Consider the following 15,096-nt stretch of genomic DNA (forward strand, 5'->3'; position numbering starts at 1 on the left):
TTGTTTGGTATATTTAATGGAATGATTGTTTTGGTCGTTGGTTAAACTGATTATTATGAAGGATTTAATAAATAAATATAAGAAAATCTGCTGCTTTGCCCTGATTTCATTGACCGTCCACTCCCTGTCTGCACAGACAATAGTATCATTCGATACTATTGCCCATTGTATGACAGAACAGTTTCGTATCTATCCCAAGGAAAAATTGCATATTCACATCGACCGTTCGTGCTACCTTCCCGGAGACACTTTGTGGTTCAAAGCCTACATGGTCAATGCGTCTTCTCATATTCCTATTCGGCTAAGCCGATATGTATATGTCGAACTGGTCAATCCGGAGAATGAAACAGTGGGTAGGGCAAAAGTTAGACCGGATGATATGAATCAATTTCATGGATATATCTCCCTCCCCGAAGGTCTGCCAGGTGGAAAGTATGCTCTTCTTGCTTATACCCGCTATATGCTTTCGGAAAAGAATCAGCTGGTATTTAAAAGGGAAGTCTGCATCGCGATGGCAAGTAATTGGGAGACTACGCACTTGAAAGCTTGCAGCAAAACATCATCACATGAAGAAAATACAGAATTGCAACTTCAACTTTGGAATAACAGGCAGGAGCAAATCCCGTTGAAAAAAGTGAAAGCTGTTTGCGATAAGGGAAAAGCAGTCTCTGTCAAACTGGATAAAGAAAAAAAAATAGAGCTGAGCATTCGCAATAAAAAAGTAACTCCCGACGCATGTGTGCGGCTGGATATGACCGATGTCCGAAACAATACTTTTCGACAATATGCCGCTATCAGTACGGGGATGGAGGATTATGATGTCACTTTTTACCCGGAGGGGGGACACTTGTTGGCAGATACGCCTTGTCGGACTGCTTATAAAGTGCTGGATGTTAGTGGCAATAGCATAGATGCCACCTTACAATTGATAGATGAACAGGGGAATGTGATGGCAGAGAGTAAAACTCTGTATGCCGGAATGGGTGCATTTACCTTTACTCCCAAAAGTGGAAAAAAGTATAGCGTGCAAGTGCTTAATAAACAGGGTATAAGAAAAATCTTTGAACTGCCACAAGTGCAGGAATCAGCATACGGAATCGTTGTGCAGAGTCGAAAAAAAGATATACAGATATCCATAAATTCCGCTTTACATTCACCTCACGAGAAACTTCTATTGCTGGCGCATGTACGTGGAAAAATGATTTGTGCGCGATGGTTACTGTCCGATAAAGGCGACATAATCACTATTGCAAAAGATCAGTATCCGTCCGGAATCGTTCAATGTCTGTTGTTGGATAAGAATTATAATGTATTAAGTGAAAGGCTGGGTTTTATTCCTTACCGGAAGACCATTGTGTGTAAAATGGAGAATGATAAAAACAGTTATGGAAAAAGAACACCGGTTCGCACGAGCCTGTTGCTTACGGATATGAATGGCAATCCTGTAAAGGGTAACCTTTCTGTTGCAATCACAGACAAGTCCATGGCAGTTGCGGATACCACACATTCTATTTTGTCTACTTTGCTGCTTTCATCCGAATTGAAGGGGAGAATTGAAACTCCGTCTTTTTATTTGCAAACGGATAATCCCGAGGCTGAAAAGGCACTGGACTTGCTTCTTATGATACACGGATGGAAGAGATACCGATTGCCGGAGATTATAAAAGGAAACTTTGAAAGACCTGTAATGGAGCCGGAGAAGTTTACCTCCTTATCAGGAAGGCTGAAAAATGAGAAAGGAGAAGGTAAAAGCCGTTATGATGTGTACGTGAGGAATTTGGAGTTCGGTCTTAATAGGGTAATAAAACTTGGTCAAGATGGAGCGTTTCGAGTGGATAGTGTTGAGTTTGCGGAAGGCGTTCCTATTGGGATGATAGGCAAGCGGTTCATACGGAAAGGTGAAAATTATGGGCGTAATAAGGCAGAAATAATTCTCGATAAGGACCAACTGTATATTCTGTCAGACAAAACAGTGCCACAGCCGTTTCTGTCAGAAATATCCGGTGGAATTCAGCGGGATATGGTGTATCCGGTTGGTATGAGTGATTATTTATTAAATCAGGTGACGGTTAAATCCAAATTACTGAATAAGAGATTGACCTTAAGGGAGATAGCAAAGTTTAAATTTAAGAATATGTGGGAATTGGTTGACTATATGGGAGTTAAATTCAAATATCCATATTATACCTCAACAATGAAAGGATCTTGTAAAGCTTCTGTGAAGATAATGAATGCTTGGGCATGTTTTTATAAAGATATGCCTCTTGTGTTAATGATAAATGGTAACATGCATTCCAATGCTGGAATTCTTAATTATTTGTCATTGAGTGATATTCAAGTTATTTCTTTAAATAGTATTGATAGAAAAAAAATCCTAAAGCCTTATTTGTATTTATGGGAATATGAGCAGCATACTTCTGTTGCCATTCTTGAATTAGTACTTTATCCAGGCGTAATATTGGATCCTTTATTACATTTATGTTCTATTGAACAACGATTTAAGGGCTATGGCAAGCTTGATGATATTCAAACGGATGTTTATCCCTCTGGAGGATACCAAGAACCAGTAGCTTTCTATTCTCCCAAATATGATAAAGGCAATAAGGATAATGCGTTGATACCGGATTTTCGTTCTACACTTTATTGGAATCCTAGCTTACAAACAGATTCATCAGGAGAATGTGATTTTTTATTTTATTCAGCAGATAAGGCTACCACATATAAAGTGGTAATTGAGGGCTTGACAGAGGAAGGAGAAATGGTGTACGAAACAAGAGAATTTGAGATAAAATGAAATAATAAATTTAAAGTTGAAAATAAAATGTGATGATAATACTTTAACAAAATGACTGGAAGGAGACTGCTGCCTAAGATTGGTATGAGATATAAGGTTCTCTATATACTGGCATTTCTTTTATGTGCCAATTCTCTATTCTTGCAGATAGAGAGTCCGATTATTACTATAGGGGATAAATGGTATGCTTCCATTATCCTTTTATTACTATTTCTAATAGCAAACAGTACTTTTAGTATGTCCTCTTTTTCATGGAGTCTGAATAAGTTACTGCCATCTTTCTATATCATTGTTCTTCTATCTGATGTTGTTTTAGCGATGCATGGGATATTGCAATATACTCATATTATTCCATTTCATTCTTATTTAGGTCTTAGTGGCAGTTTCGATAATCCTGCCGGATATGCCGCTTCCCTTTGTGCTGGATTTCCTGCAGTGTTTTATATTTATATGCATTATTGTTCAAAACTAATAAGGGGGAGTGTTATTCTTGCCGGGCTATGTGTTATAATAGTTGTTGTATTGTCCGGTTCACGAACAGGGATATTAAGTATTGCGGTAATGTGTATTGTTTGTTTTTTACAGAAAACAGAAATAGGTTCTCGAAAGAAATATTTGTTGTTACTTTTATTACTATTTCCGGTATTTGTAACTTTGCTGTATTTCTTTAAAAAAGACTCGGCAGACGGTCGTCTGCTCATTTGGAAATGTTCCGCGCTAATGATAAAAGACAACCCGGTTACAGGATATGGAAGTGGAGGCTTTTTGGCTAATTATATGAATTATCAGGCTGAATATTTTGCGCGAGATACTGATAATAAATATGCGATGTTAGCAGGTGATGTTAAACATCCATTTAATGAATATATATTGTTGGTTGTAAATTATGGTCTAATAGGTTTTCTTCTTTTTCTTACTTTTGTTTATTTTTTGTGGAAATGTTATCGACGTAATTCTTGTCTCGAAACTAATATTGCAACCGTTTGCTTGATAGGCATTGCTGTTTTTGCTTGCTTTTCTTATCCGCTATCTTATCCTTTTGTATGGGTGATGATGATATACAGTATATATGTTATTATTTTTCACGCCGGATATATAGCTAAATATCCTCAATGGCTTCGGAGAAGTATGTGTCTGTTGATAATCGGTTTGTCATTGGCGGCTTTCATTTATATAACCCGACATATACTCTATACCACAGCATGGAACCGCACGGCTAAATTTTCATTAATAAAGCAAACAGATATGACTTTTGCTCGTTATAATGAGTTGTTGCCTAAATTAGGAGACAATTATTTGTTTCTCTATAATTATGCTGCTGAACTTAATTATGGAAAATATTACAATCAAAGTCAAGAGATGGCAGAGCAATGTAGTGAACTTTGGGCTGATTATAATTTACAATTGCTGATGGCTGATAATTGTATAAATACGACTCAATATGATAACGCTGAAAAGCATTTGAAGTTAGCTTCTTTGATGTGCCCGGCTCGATTTGTCCCATTGTATGAATTAATGAAGTTGTATCAGTTGAAGGGGGAAGAAAAGAAAACAATTCAAATTGCAGAAATTATTTTGAAGAAAAAGGTGAAAGTACCATCTTCTAAAGTAGAATGGATAAAAGAGAAAGCAAAAAACTCTGTAAAGTCCGTCATCCATTAGTTTGACTAACATTCATAATGTCTCTAGTTTTTTTAGTAATTGTCTTTTCCATCAATGAGTTCATCATTTTCAAGTCCTTTGATGAATGCTTTTTCTCCTTCTCTACTTAGGTCGATTGTTTTACCCAATGTAGGGTTAAATTCTTTCCAAGTTTGCTCCCAGCAGTTCGAAGAGACAATTAATAATATCCAGAATAGTGCTCTCATAGATGATTTTTTAGTGTTTACTACATACAAATGCAGTAATTTAAAATCTCTTTTACTACTTTTTCGTACTTTTGTGGGCTTAACATAAGAATGAAATTATGATTCAGATAGAAGATGTAGTAGTGAGCTTCGATGTCCTTCGGGAAAAGTTCCTTTGTAATTTGGACGCCTGTAAGGGCGAATGTTGCATTGAAGGGGATGCAGGGGCGCCTGTAGAGTTGGATGAAGTGGAAAAGCTGGAAGAGGTTCTGCCGATAATATGGGAAGAGCTGTCGCCGGAAGCACGTGCTGTCATTGAGAAGCAAGGAGTGGTATACACGGATCAGGAAGGTGATCTGGTGACTTCTATTGTTAATAATAAGGATTGCGTCTTTACTTGCTATGACGAGAAAGGATGTTGTTACTGTGCCATCGAAAAGGCTTATCGGGATGGCAAGACGGACTTTTACAAACCGGTATCATGCCATCTCTATCCCATCCGGATTGGAGATTACGGACCTTATAAGGCGGTGAACTATCATCGTTGGGATGTGTGTAAGGCGGCTGTGTTGCTGGGGAAAAAAGAAAATGTGGCTGTCTACCAATTCTTGAAAGAACCTCTGATCCGTAAATTCGGCGAGAAGTGGTACCAGGAACTGGAAGTCGCAGTGAAGGAATTAAAGGCGCATGATATGATCTGATATTTCTTTCATTTCCTCGACTCTTTGTGTTTGGATCGTATCAGAAGAAATAATAGGCAGATCATAGCTACGATAATGCAAGCCGGAGTAATCCATGCCTCCGGATGGATAATAATCAGGAACAGGCAAGTGACAATCACACAGGATGCCAGAATTCTGAGATAGAGCCTGATCTTGGCAAATACAGGATTTGGGGTAGTCGTTTTCATAAGTGTCCTCCTTCATTTTCGGCAAGATAGTGATTTTGACCGGAAAAAGATTTAACTGTTAGGTTTTATTAAGACATAGAAAAGCGCCGACACGGAGGATTTTCCTTCGCTTGCCGACGCTTCTTCGTTGTAAGATGTGAGGTTGGTTTATAAAAACGTAATATTAAAATTATGTATCGATATTCGCATATGTTGCATTCTCTTCGATAAACTCGCGGCGCGGACCTACGTCTTCACCCATTAGCATGGAGAAGATGTAATCGGCTTCGGCGGCATTATCGATGTTTACTTGCTTCAGCATACGGTTGTCGGGGTCCATTGTTGTTTCCCACAACTGCTGGGCGTTCATTTCACCCAAACCTTTGTAGCGCTGTGTATGAACCGCATTTTCCAGACCGCCGCCATAGGTATCGATAAACTTCTGGCGTTGCGCGTCTGTCCAGCAATACTCTTCTACTTTACCCTTTTTGCAGAGGTAGAGCGGGGGAGTAGCGATGTATAGATAACCGTTCTGAATAATCTGCGGCATATAACGGAAGAAGAATGTCATGATCAGTGTGTCGATGTGAGAACCATCGACGTCGGCATCGGTCATGATGATAATCTTGTGATAGCGCAGCTTTTCGATGTTAGCCTCTTTGCTGTCGTCTTCTGTTCCGATAGTGACACCCAGTGCCGTATATATATTGCGGATTTCATCGCTTTCCAGTGCTTTGTGATACATCGCTTTTTCGACGTTCAGAATCTTACCGCGTAGCGGAAGGATGGCCTGGAACATACGGTTACGTCCTTGCTTGGCAGTACCACCTGCCGAGTCTCCCTCGACGAGGAACAATTCGCATTTTGAGGGGTCTTTATCCGAACAGTCGGCCAGTTTACCCGGCAGACCGCCTCCGGACATCGGAGACTTGCGTTGTACCATTTCACGGGCTTTTCTTGCTGCGTGGCGTGCTGTGGCAGCAAGGATTACCTTGTCTACAATCGTTTTTGCCTCCTTTGGATGTTCTTCCAGGTAGTAAGCCAAAACTTCACCGACAGCCTGGTCTACGGCACCCATTACTTCGTTGTTACCCAACTTTGTTTTGGTCTGTCCTTCGAACTGTGGTTCGGCAACTTTAACGGAAATAACGGCAGTCAGACCTTCGCGGAAGTCGTCTCCCGATATTTCAACTTTCACCTTTTCCAGCATCTTGCTGTCTTCGGCGTATTTCTTCAGCGTACGGGTCAGTGCACGGCGGAAACCGGCAAGATGCGTACCTCCTTCGATTGTATTGATATTATTGACATAGGAATGTACATTTTCGGAGAATCCTGTATTGTACATAATGGCTATTTCAATAGGTATTCCCTGCTTCTCAGAGTTCAGATAGATAACGTCGTTGATCAAGTGTTCACGTGAAGACTCGATGAAGCGTACAAACTCTCTCAGCCCTTCTTCGGAATAGAATACTTCACTCTTGAAGCTACCGTCTTCTTCATTCACTACCCGACGGTCGGTCAGTGAAATGCGGAGACCTGCATTCAGGTATGCCAGCTCACGCAGACGTGAAGCCAGTATTTTATAATCATACACCGTTTCGGTAAAGATTGTATCATCCGGCCAGAATTGTTGGCGGGTTCCTGTAATATCCGATACACCCACTTCTTTCACAGAATAAAGCGGCTTACCAATTTCATATTCCTGCTGATAGATTTTACCATTGCGGAATACCTGTGTAGTCATGTGTGTTGACAGTGCATTTACGCAAGACATACCTACACCGTGCAAACCTCCGGAAACTTTATACGACCCTTTGTCGAACTTACCTCCGGCGTGCAGAACGGTCATCGCTACTTCCAGTGCCGACTTCTTTTCTTTTTCATGATAGTCGACCGGAATACCACGTCCGTTGTCCTGTACGGTGATTGAATTATCTTCGTTGATTGTCACTTCGATGTGGTCGCAATACCCGGCCAGTGCCTCGTCAATGGAGTTATCAACGATTTCGTATACCAAGTGGTGAAGTCCCTTTATGCTGATGTCACCGATGTACATCGCAGGGCGTTTTCTCACTGCTTCAAGACCTTCCAATACCTGGATGCTATCCGCAGAATAAGACCCGTTATTGGGAGTGATTTGTTCTTCGCTCATAATTGCCTTTCTAAGTTATAATAACAGAGCAAATATAGTGAAAATTGTCGAGTTGGCGAAGTTTCGGAGGCGAAAAATGCAGAATAAAAGCGGAATTAGTGAATGGGAAAGTAATCTGATATTCAATGGTTTATAAACACAAAAGGCCGAACTTAAAAGTTCAGCCTGAATGCTATATAGAATTGTTATTTTTCTATTATTAAGCGAGCTTGTTGATGTAAAGAGCCAGCTTAGATTTCAGATTGTTAGCTTTGTTTTTGTGAATAACATTTGTTTTAGCTAACTTGTCCAACATCTTGGTGATGCCAGGATACATTGCAACAGCTTCTTTTTTGTCAGTAGTTGCACGAAGTTTTCTAACAGCATTTCTCATGGTCTTACCATAATATCTGTTATGAAGTCTTCTTGTCTCTTCTTGTCTGATTCTCTTCAGTGATGATTTGTGATTTGCCATTTCGACTAATCTATTTTTTTAGTTCTTTATTCTTTTTACTTGTAGCCCGTGGGGGAATCGAACCCCCCTTTCAAGAATGAAAATCTTGCGTCCTAACCGATAGACGAACGGGCCATCCTGTTGTTGCATTTCTGCTTTTTGCTCTCTCGAATCAGTGTTTGTTTCTCGATTGCGGATGCAAAGGTAGGAACTTTTTTGAAACTGACAAACAATTCATGAAAAAAATATGTAGTTTTTTCTCTTTTTTTCTGTATGGTGACTCTATAGTGCTTGATTTTCAATAAAATATGAGATTGCGATTTTTCGAAAAAAATATCTTCGTCTATAAGACTATGAATAATGTGCTATATTTACACCTTATTATATATAAAGGTTAAGGAGTATAGTTGTGAATTATGAGAAAAGTAAAGTGTTTATAGATATAGCCAGGTGTATTATTTGCACCTTCTGCTTCATGTATAAATCAGAATTGCATTTTTGTATACATGTGCCGTCGAGTAACGACCCTCTTCTTGTAGATTCCGGATGTATGCTTTTGCGCATCCGGTAAAGCTGTTTTTATTACTTTTTCTTTTCATACTCTTGTCTATATTTACTTGTTCTTCAGGGAGTATAACAAAAATAGCAATCTTTTTTGTTGTTAACGCCTCTAAAAAGCTCCCGATTGCCAAACATTTTTTTGTAGTTTTGTTCCGGAATGATAAAAAGAGGAGTGCATTATGCTGCAAAAGACGAAAGGAATAGTTCTACATACGCTTAAATATAATGATACTTCTATCATTGTAGATATGTACACGGAGTTATCCGGGCGGACTTCTTTTCTCGTTCCTGTACCCCGTTCGCGGAAGGCGGCAGTCAAGTCAGTGCTCTTCCAGCCTTTGTCTTTCATTGAGTTTGAGGCGGATTTCCGTCCGAATGCTACTCTCTATCGGGTAAAAGAGGCGAAGTCTTTTTATCCTTTTACCTCCATTCCTTATGACCCGTACAAGTCTTCAATGGCACTTTTTCTGGCAGAGTTTCTGTATCGTGCTGTCCGTGAAGAGGCTGAAAACCGTCCGTTGTTCGCTTATTTGCAGCATTCTGTCATTTGGCTGGACGAATGTCGCGAAGGGTTTGCCAATTTCCATCTGGTTTTTCTGATGCGTCTTTCCCGTTTTTTGGGGTTGTATCCGAATCTGGAAGATTATCACACCGGTGATTACTTTGATTTGCTGAATGCTTGTTTCACTTCTACTCGTCCGCAGTTGCATTCTTCTTATATTAATCCCGAAGAGGCTGGACGTCTTCGCCAGCTGATGCGCATGAATTATGAGACGATGCATCTATTTGGCATGAGCCGTGCGGAACGCACTCGCTGCCTGACGATTATGAATGATTATTATCGTTTGCATCTGCCGGATTTTCCTGCATTAAAGTCGCTGGATGTACTGAAAGAATTGTTTGATTAGCAGTTTATACTTCTTCCACTCTCACCAGTTTCCAGCCTTGGAATACTAATGCGATACTCTTTAATTCTGTAGTCCCTTTGTCTTGATGAATCCATTCGCTTGCTGCATACTGTTTCAGTTGTATTTTTGCATTGGACAGCAATTTCTCTATCTCGGTGTCAGAAGCATCCCGTTTTGCATATTTCACTTCGATACAGTAGCTGTATACCATGTCGGGAAGTTGCAGCAGACGAGGTTGCAGAAAGATATCCGCATATCCTTTGTTGCTTTCATATTCGGGACGGGCAATATAATAATGTGTCAATCCGAGGTAAGCCAAAATAAAGGTTTTTACATAAGCTTCACCTTCTATGAAGTCGCGAACACTGCTTTGGGCATTCAAGCGGTCGGCAATGTATGTGAAGCAATTTTCCCATTCTCCTTTGTATGCCATTCGTTTCATTCGGTCCACCAGCTTATCTGTCTCCAGATATAGGTCGGCGGAATCTTTGTAGATGTCTGCCATGTAACCGTAAAGTTGTTCGCGCACTGCCCAGTTGGGGACGCTCAGTATGGGCTCACCCATTTCCATTCCGCTGATGGTTAGCATGCCGTAATAGTAGAGTAGGCTTTTAAAGTTTTCCGGTTTGATAATGTCTTCGGCTGGGAAACTGTTTGCAATGATTCCGGTAGTAGAACCTTTTTCAACAATCTCTTGTACAACGCTTGCATTTTCACCGAAAGTTTTGTCTACGTGGATGAGGTGGCGCAGCTTGTTGTAGTCGGTGCGAATATTAGCATCGAGCATATTGTCAGGGATGTCTTCATTCAGCATATAATGATTCATGAAATAGAGCACCATATCTGAATTGTACATAGACGGTTCCTTTAGTGCTTTCATGGCGAAACAGTAATTGTCGTACCATGGTTTCATGATGGTTATTAGTTCATCTGTAGTGTGCGGTAGTTCCCGGTAACTTTTGTAATAATCGATCAGAGTGCGTACTTCTTGTTCATTAAATCCCATCATATTATTAAAGATAGGTGAACTGCTATAATTATCCGCAATGTTGAATCCGCTAGTGAGATCGTCCATTGTTACGGGGCTTACGCCTGTAAGGAAGATGCGCTCGATCACTGAACTTGAATAGTCTTTTACCACTTTAAGGAAACTACGGAAGAATCCGCTGCCATGAGTGATGCTGCGATAACGTTTATTACCATAATCTACCAGAATATTGTTGGCAAAGTTATCGTACTCATCAAGGATAAGATATATCTTTTGTCCCTTGTTTTGGGCGCTTTGGCACAGTGATCCCAATAAGGCATCTCCTGTTTTTAATTCATGTAGCTTTTCAACGGCTTCTTTCCCTAACAGATGAGCGTTTCGTTCTGCAAATCCATCCATTACGATTTTGCAATAGGTGTTGAATGTTTCTTCCAAACGATCCATATTGGCGGCTACACTACTGAAATTGAGTGTAAGCACCAGATATTTGTTGCGATCAGGCGTAGGATGCTTGCCTATATAAAGATTACCAAAGATTTTCTCGAATTTATCTTTTTGGTTGATGTCGTAGTATAAACCGAGCATGTTTAGGAAAAGGCTTTTTCCGAAACGTCGAGGACGGACAAAGAAGAAGAAGGAGGTCACTTTTTCTACTTTGGCGATATATTGTGTTTTGTCTACATAGTAATAGTTTTCAAGAATTATTCTCTCGAAGTCCGTCATCCCATAAGGTATTTTCTTTATTGCTGCATCCATAATTGCTCCCTCTTTAATGTTGAGAACAAAAATAGTTTATTTTCCTTTATGTGGCAACTAAACAGGGGTGATAATAACTCTCTTCTAAAAATATGTATTACTTTTGTCGTCAACAAAATAACTAGATAACGACCGACATGAAAACAATCGTAAACTTAACAGCATATATTCTTATTCTATTAGGACTTTATAGTTGTAACGATGATGTATTCGTCGACGACTTCCGGACTTCCGATACCGAATTTACTTTGGACGGGAATGGTGATGAGGTAACTATTCGTTTTGCATCCTCCAATTGGGATTTGGTTTGGATGTATACTTACGATAGTGACTTTACCCATCAATATGAAGTTTATGATGCCGACGACAATCTGATAATGAGAAACCAGGATGTCTACCTGAAAGGATTAGGTAAGATTGTGTGCAATGAAAAGCTGACCGATTTCATCATTCAACGCAGTAACCCCAAAGAGCTAAAGATAACGGTGGGCGAAAACGTCCGTAACGACTACTTTAGATTCATGCTTGTAGTGAGCAATGAGTATGAATCACAAGAAATATATGTTCAAATTACTCCGTCGGACAGATATGTGTTCGATCATATCACTTATTCTTTAAATGGGTATTCTCATGAATGGAGACTGGAAGAAACTATGAGTTTTATACAATCTAATAATTTAGGTACTCCCTCCCCATGCCTGTTATTCCCTTACAAGGACGCCCACCATGAAGTGGTGTTCAAAAGCGATGACCCTGAGGCTTTCCGACTATTGGGAGGAGATAATCCGACAGTAGAGATACCAAGCATGGAAAACGAATGGTTGGGAATGAACGGTGTACAGGCGCAATATACGTCTGAGCAGCAAGCGCTGCCTTTGCCTTTCCCTGATACGGAGAAGAAGGAGATTTCTATCCCGCCTAAAACTACCCAACGTATCATCGTGCTGTTAGAATGTGAGTGGTTCGAAACGGAGTACACCCTTTATGCTGTTCACCCTAAGAATGGGAGACAGCGCACTATAACCGGTACGTTGCAAAGTAAAATGCCCGGAAAATGTTACATAGCACGCGAGAATATCAAATGAGTAGAAATATGAATACCAGACGGTCTCTGTATATAATCTGCTTGCTGCTGCTTTCAGCAGTCGGCAACAAATTGGACGCTCAGACAGTAGTGAAATCTGTCCGACAAGCGAATGACAGCACCAACCATGCCCTCATCCATCAGATCGGTTTTGACGTTCGTCCGGGCTATGTAGCTCCGACAAACAGTTTCCTTGAAGGCGATAATGCACAACGGCAGAAAATTGATCGGTCACTTTCCCTGCACTTGAAGTATGCTTTCCAGTTCAGCAAAGATTCCTATTTGGGGAGGTTGTATCCTCATGCCTATCAGGGCATCGGTGTTTCGCATAATACATTTTATAATTCCGCTGAACTGGGAAATCCAGTGGCGGTATATGCTTTTCAAGGGGCGCCTATTGTACGACTTTCATCCTGTTTGTCGTTGGATTATGAGTGGAATTTCGGTGCTTCTTTCGGTTGGAAACAATATGATGAACATAGCAATTGGTACAATGACGCTATCGGTTCTAAAATCAATGCGTATATCAATTTGGGCTTTGTCTTGAACTGGCAGTTTTATCCACAGTGGAAACTAGCAGCAGGGGTAGACTTCACTCATTTCTCCAATGGAAATACGCGTTATCCCAATGGAGGTCTCAATACTATCGGAGGGAGAGTCGGCATTGTACGTACCTTTAATGCCGAAGATAAGGCGTCCGGAGCAATTGCTCCCAAACGTCTTTACATAAGGCCACACGTCAGCTATGACTTGTTGGTATACGGTGCCACTCGCAAAAGAGGATTCGTTAAAGAAGGTATCCCCACTTTGGTTCCCGGTTCGTTCGGTATTGTAGGTCTCAATTTTGCCCCGATGTATAATTTCAATAACTATTTCCGGGCAGGACTTTCTGTGGATGCGCAATTTGACGAGAGTGCTAATATTAAGGACTATAAGCTAGTAGGAACTTATGGGGATGATATAAAGTTTCACCGTCCTCCATTCCGCGAACAATTTGCGGTGGGGTTGTCTCTTCGGGCAGAACTGGTGATGCCTATTTTCTCCATTAATGTCGGTATCGGACGAAATATGATATATAGTGGCGATGATACGGAAGGTTTCTATCAAATATTGGCTCTCAAAACTTATGTTACCCGCCATTTGTTTTTGCACGTGGGGTATCAGTTGAGTAAGTTTAAAGACCCTAACAATTTAATGTTGGGGATTGGATATAGATTTCACGATAAGCGGTGAAAGGGGCTGTAGTTTTCAAGAAACACTTCGCTTTTGAACTATATTTATCTGAAGATTAGACTACAGATAACAAATAGATTATTAGTCAATAAAATGAAGAAACTCCCAAACGAATATCTATTTACTCGAAATGTATCTTTAATACAGTACAAAATCGATATGATCAAAAGTATAAACTGAAAAAGTATAAATGGTATCGTTAGTAGTTCTTGAATCCACCCTATGAAAACTAAGTCAGATTTTGCAAAATAGGCATTTAGATATAATAAACAAAAATAACCGATTATAGCGAAACTTATCCAAAAAAGTTTCTTCTCCGAAATTATTTTTGTTATTATATCCATGGTCAGTCTATTTGCCATAATGTTGTGTATTGTAGTTTGTACAAAAGTATGATAAAAATATTATAGACATAACTATTTTTCATTTATTTACTTTTTATGTCCTTGTTTATTTTTAATCTAAATAGATGGCCTAGCCTTTAGGTCCCCTTAAGAACTTCTGCATACCTTGTTTGAAATGCTCAATTTCTTGTTAAATTGAGACTCTAATCAATTAATCTTTGAATTTCAATACCTGCGCTCGCTAAAATTTGATTTTAACAAGCAGCAGGTATTTGTAATTCAGCAGACTCTACTTAATAATTTATTGAAGACTGCTATCATTTTGCTCTGTCATCCTAAGCTTGCCGAAGGATCTACTCTTTATTTATATCAAAGAAAAGATTCTTCACTACGCTCTGAATGATAGAATGATACTTCTATCTGGCCTTTGATACACTCTTTCTTCTAGTTATAATATAGCACTTTACTAATTGTTAAATGCATTCCATTATCAATACAACTTGAAAGAGGAATTTATAACCTCAAACTATATCTTTTAAAGAATTAGTCTACCCTATCCAACTCTATTGTAGCTATTTTATCTTTATCAGGACTAGCTTCATTTTGTATAAGAGTTATGTGATTTTTGGTATAACTTTTAATTACCCAAGGAGCCCCGGCAAGTTGAAACGCAATATCATTAAATGTAATATAGCTCCCTTCTATCATGTAGGTAATATCAAATTCATCATAATCTTCCCAAACCACTTTTCCTTTTTGGGTATCTACGAATTGTATACCGATACCTCTATCTTTCAAACTCCATGCGGCACAATGTCCGGTGCCACGCCATGAAGTTTGATAGAGAGCTTCGGGAGTGAGTTGCCCCACCTGTTCCTGCTCTTCATTGTCCTGATCATCACAAGCTATAAAGCAAAAAGCTACTAAAAACAAAGCGAAGAGCATCAATAAAGAGGACTGTTTTATATTATATTTCATATCTAATTAAGTTTTCAATTTACAAAAATAGTTTATATATTAACATGATTCTTACATACATAAGCATCTGTTTTCAACTCTAACAGGACAAATGAATTATTGTCTTTATATGAGTTGATGTCTACTTGA

At 39.5% G+C, this 15,096-nt stretch carries 12 protein-coding genes, 1 tRNA gene and 1 pseudogene; 6 read left to right on the forward strand and 8 right to left on the reverse strand.

Features of this window, described 5'->3' with window-relative positions; translation table 11 throughout:
• Positions 1 to 55 precede the first annotated feature (55 nt).
• Both BT_RS17330 and BT_RS17335 read left to right on the forward strand, forming a co-directional pair.
• Positions 56 to 2,794, forward strand: a complete 2,739-nt coding sequence (locus tag BT_RS17330; protein WP_011108819.1) for a hypothetical protein — start codon at positions 56 to 58, stop codon at positions 2,792 to 2,794.
• A 51-nt stretch (positions 2,795 to 2,845) separates the two neighbouring features.
• The gene (locus BT_RS17335) at positions 2,846 to 4,456 is read left to right on the forward strand and encodes an O-antigen ligase family protein (protein WP_008767622.1); all 1,611 of its coding nucleotides are present in this window, start codon (positions 2,846 to 2,848) and stop codon (positions 4,454 to 4,456) included.
• 32 nt (positions 4,457 to 4,488) lie between these two features.
• Here the strand turns inward: BT_RS17335 and BT_RS24395 are convergent, their stop codons facing one another.
• On the reverse strand, positions 4,489 to 4,662 hold the full coding sequence (locus BT_RS24395) for a hypothetical protein (protein ID WP_008767623.1): 174 nt from the start codon (positions 4,660 to 4,662) through the stop codon (positions 4,489 to 4,491).
• 98 nt (positions 4,663 to 4,760) lie between these two features.
• On the opposite strand from BT_RS24395, the gene BT_RS17340 reads away from it, so the two are divergent.
• Positions 4,761 to 5,342: a DUF3109 family protein gene (locus BT_RS17340; RefSeq protein ID WP_008763683.1), complete on the forward strand. Its 582-nt coding sequence runs from the start codon at positions 4,761 to 4,763 to the stop codon at positions 5,340 to 5,342.
• 8 nt (positions 5,343 to 5,350) lie between these two features.
• Here the strand turns inward: BT_RS17340 and BT_RS17345 are convergent, their stop codons facing one another.
• The 5 genes and pseudogenes from BT_RS17345 to BT_RS17365 form a co-directional block, all read right to left on the reverse strand.
• Positions 5,351 to 5,551: a hypothetical protein gene (locus BT_RS17345; RefSeq protein WP_162303099.1), complete on the reverse strand. Its 201-nt coding sequence runs from the start codon at positions 5,549 to 5,551 to the stop codon at positions 5,351 to 5,353.
• Positions 5,552 to 5,720: 169 nt separating this feature from the next.
• On the reverse strand, positions 5,721 to 7,682 hold the full coding sequence (gene gyrB / locus BT_RS17350; RefSeq protein WP_008763685.1) for a DNA topoisomerase (ATP-hydrolyzing) subunit B: 1,962 nt from the start codon (positions 7,680 to 7,682) through the stop codon (positions 5,721 to 5,723).
• A gap of 199 nt (positions 7,683 to 7,881) precedes the next feature.
• Entirely contained in the window at positions 7,882 to 8,136 is a 255-nt protein-coding gene (gene rpsT / locus BT_RS17355) for a 30S ribosomal protein S20 (protein ID WP_008767624.1), read from the reverse strand.
• Between the two features lie 42 nt (positions 8,137 to 8,178).
• Positions 8,179 to 8,250 (reverse strand) — tRNA-Glu (locus BT_RS17360).
• A gap of 341 nt (positions 8,251 to 8,591) precedes the next feature.
• Positions 8,592 to 8,714, reverse strand: a pseudogene (locus tag BT_RS17365) (integrase); the annotation flags it as partial.
• A 141-nt stretch (positions 8,715 to 8,855) separates the two neighbouring features.
• Between BT_RS17365 and recO the strand changes: the two are divergent.
• Positions 8,856 to 9,584, forward strand: coding sequence for a DNA repair protein RecO (gene recO / locus BT_RS17370; protein ID WP_011108822.1), 729 nt, complete (start codon positions 8,856 to 8,858; stop codon positions 9,582 to 9,584).
• A 4-nt stretch (positions 9,585 to 9,588) separates the two neighbouring features.
• Here the strand turns inward: recO and BT_RS17375 are convergent, their stop codons facing one another.
• Entirely contained in the window at positions 9,589 to 11,328 is a 1,740-nt protein-coding gene (locus BT_RS17375) for an ATP-binding protein (RefSeq protein WP_011108823.1), read from the reverse strand.
• Between the two features lie 137 nt (positions 11,329 to 11,465).
• Between BT_RS17375 and BT_RS17380 the strand changes: the two genes are divergently transcribed.
• Together BT_RS17380 and BT_RS17385 are read left to right on the forward strand one after the other, a co-directional pair.
• Entirely contained in the window at positions 11,466 to 12,413 is a 948-nt protein-coding gene (locus BT_RS17380) for a hypothetical protein (RefSeq protein ID WP_011108824.1), read from the forward strand.
• Positions 12,410 to 13,645 (forward strand): acyloxyacyl hydrolase, encoded by a 1,236-nt coding sequence (locus BT_RS17385; protein WP_011108825.1) that lies wholly within the window; start codon positions 12,410 to 12,412, stop codon positions 13,643 to 13,645. The genes BT_RS17380 and BT_RS17385 overlap by 4 nt, the downstream gene beginning before the upstream one ends.
• Positions 13,646 to 14,532: 887 nt before the next feature.
• Here BT_RS17385 and BT_RS17390 read toward each other — a convergent pair.
• A complete protein-coding gene (locus tag BT_RS17390; protein WP_048696497.1) occupies positions 14,533 to 14,934 on the reverse strand; it encodes a hypothetical protein in 402 nt (133 codons plus the stop codon).
• Between the last annotated feature and the right edge of the window lie 162 nt (positions 14,935 to 15,096).

It is taken from the genome of Bacteroides thetaiotaomicron VPI-5482 (genome assembly GCF_000011065.1).
GTDB classification, from domain to species: Bacteria; Bacteroidota; Bacteroidia; order Bacteroidales; family Bacteroidaceae; genus Bacteroides; species Bacteroides thetaiotaomicron.